General features: G+C 64.7%; 1 protein-coding gene. It reads left to right on the forward strand.

Going from position 1 to position 1,643, the window contains the following annotated elements; translation table 11 throughout:
• Window positions 1-112 precede the first annotated feature (112 nt).
• A complete protein-coding gene (locus AWC17_RS07625; RefSeq protein WP_046181692.1) occupies window positions 113-1,627 on the forward strand; it encodes an IS1634 family transposase in 1,515 nt (504 codons plus the stop codon).
• Window positions 1,628-1,643: the final 16 nt, after the last annotated feature.

Consider the following 1,643-nt stretch of genomic DNA (forward strand, 5'->3'; position numbering starts at 1 on the left):
CCCGACTTAGGACATTTTCGGGAGTCGGTGATGGCCCAGTGCGTTGACCTTTGGCTTCGTGTGTTGCCGGCCGGAAATTTGCACACTAAATCTGGCTTCGTAGGGTGCTGGGGTGGCCTACGTGCGCACCGTGAAGACAGCCTCGGGCGCGATCGCCGTGCAGATCGTGTGGTCCACGAGGCGCGGGTCACGCCAGATCGAGCACCTGGGTTCGGCCCATGATGACGGTGAGGTCGAAGCGCTCAAAGCCGCTGCTCGCCAGCGCCTGGCCGAAGGCCAGGGCGCCCTGGACCTGGGCATCGAGACGACCGGAGCCGATGGCGAGCCGCTGGAGCTGCTGGCCACGAAATCCAGCCACCTGTGGCATGCGCTGTGCACCGCGTATCGGGTGTTGGGATTCGATACCGCTGTCGGCGGTGATGCGGTGTTCCGGGATCTGGTGCTCGCGCGGATCATCGAACCGACCAGCAAGGCCGATGCGTTGCGGGTGCTCGCCGAGGCCGGCGTAGCCGCCGTCGATTACCGCACCGTGACACGACGCCTCCCGAAGTTCGCCAAACCCGCCGTTCGCCAACAACTCTCAGCGGCATGTGCAGCGCGGGCCGGACTGGGACCGGCGTCGCTGGTGCTCTACGACGTGTCCACCCTGTACTTCGAGACTGACACCGCAGACGGGTTCCGCGAACCCGGGTTCTCCAAGGAGCGACGCCTGGAGCCGCAAATCACCATCGGCTTGCTCACCGACGCTTCGGGCCTGCCGCTGGCGGTCGAGGCATTCGAAGGCAACAAGGCCGAGACCGCCACCATGCTGCCGGTCATCAACGCATTCAAGGCCGCCCACAACCTGACCGACGTGACCGTGGTCGCCGACGCAGGCATGATCTCCGAAGCCAACCAGGTCGATCTAAAGGCTGCTGGCCTCTCCTACATCCTGGGTGCGCGGATCCCGTTCCTGCCCGACGTGGTGCGCGAATGGCGTGACAAGCACCCCGAAGAAGCAGTCCCGGACGGGCTGGTGCTGACCCAGCCCTGGCCGGCAACCAGCAGTGAGAAGGCCCGCGGGATCCCGGATCGGGTCACCTACTACCAATACCGGCACGACCGGGCTCGGCGCAGTCTGCGCGGGATCGACGAGCAGGTCGCCAAGGCCCAACGCGCCGTCGACGGGCACGCCGCAGTCAAACGCAACCGGTTCATCAAGCTGGCCGCTGCCACTAAGACCGTCGACCGTGCGTTGGAGGCAAAGAGCCGGGCACTGGCCGGGTGGAAGGGCTACACCACCAACCTCACCGACCAGTCTGCGGAGTTCGTTATCGGTGCATATCACCAGCTCTGGCGCATCGAGAAGGCCTTTCGGATGTCCAAGCACGACCTACAGGCACGCCCGATCTACCACCACAAACGCGAGTCCATCGACGCCCACCTGACGATCGTGTTCGCAGCCATGGCCGTCAGCCACTACATCGAGACCCGAACCGGTTGGAGCATCAAGAAATTCGTGCGGACCGTACGCCGCTACCGCACCGTGCAAATCAAAGCCGGCCGCCAAATCCTGACCGCCGCAGATCCACTACCCGACGACCTCCGCGACGCCATCGCAGCGATCACCCCAGGCCGTGCACACTAAATTGTCCTAAGTCAGG

Origin of the sequence: Mycobacterium nebraskense (assembly GCF_002102255.1) — a bacterium.
GTDB classification, from domain to species: domain Bacteria; phylum Actinomycetota; class Actinomycetes; order Mycobacteriales; family Mycobacteriaceae; genus Mycobacterium; species Mycobacterium nebraskense.